The 954-nt window shown below is 74.2% G+C and carries 1 pseudogene; it reads left to right on the top strand.

Annotated features, from left to right (window positions below):
* Positions 1 to 671 precede the first annotated feature (671 nt).
* Positions 672 to 954: pseudogene (locus AC2W7M_RS26330) on the top strand (DUF5330 domain-containing protein); the annotation flags it as partial.

Below are 954 nucleotides of genomic sequence, written 5' to 3' on the forward strand. Positions count from 1 at the left end.
GGCCCGGCGGCAGGCTCGGCGGACGCGCTGCGGAACGGGCCTTCCTGCCGCTCCACGGCCAGCGTCTCGCCCTGGCGGTGTGACGGGTGACGAGCAGGGCGCGTCCTCGGCCTCGCGCCGGCCAACCTGGACGGCGGAGGCCGCAAGACCCCGCGCCACCGCGGCGAGGGGCGGCGCACACCAGAGCCACGCCGAACAGGAAGAAGGCGTCGGCGAGGGCGCCGGAGGCGAGCCCTCCCGCCTCGGCCAGGAACACGACGCCCGCGCTCGCGCCGCCACCAGCGCCAGCAAGCCGAGGACGGTGGCGGTGATGCGCCCGAGGCGCGCCAGCCGTCCCATGCGGCCGGGCCCCGCACCTGCGGGCGCACCGGGCCTGAGCGAACGGTCATAGGTGAAAAGCGGCACGGCGCGCCTCTTGTCCCGCAATTGCCCCGAGCCGGATCGGCCCCCCGGCGAGGCCGGCACCAGGCCGGGCTCCGCCGCGTCCGCAAGCTTGGCCCGGCACCGTTTAAGCAATGCTAAGGCGGCGGCGCGCGACCTGCCTCCAGCGTTAACGATGTCTTTAAAAGTCGGCGCCGCGCCCCGCCGCCGCCCGCCCCCCTCTGGTATGATCTCAAGGCTCGCGACTGACCGCGGGCTGTGACGAGGCGGACATGTTCTTCCTGTTGCGCATGGGCTTCCTGCTTGCCGTCGTGCTGGCGCTGCTGCCCCTCGGGCTGAAGGGGGAGAGCGGGCGCGACGTGAGCGTGTTCGAGGCGTTCGGCCTGGTGCAGGCGGTGATCGCCGACGCGCGCGGTTTCTGCGACCGCCAGCCGCAGCCGTGCGACGTGGCGGGCAGATGCTGGTCCATTTCAAGGAGAAGGCGCAGGTGGGCGCGCGGTGGCTCTACGAGGCCATGGGCGAGGCGCAGGCGCCGGACGGCGCCAAGGCCGCGGCTACGGCCGCCGCAGCGCC

The sequence above is a fragment of the Xanthobacter sp. BG11Y11_SDJG genome (assembly GCF_057364445.1).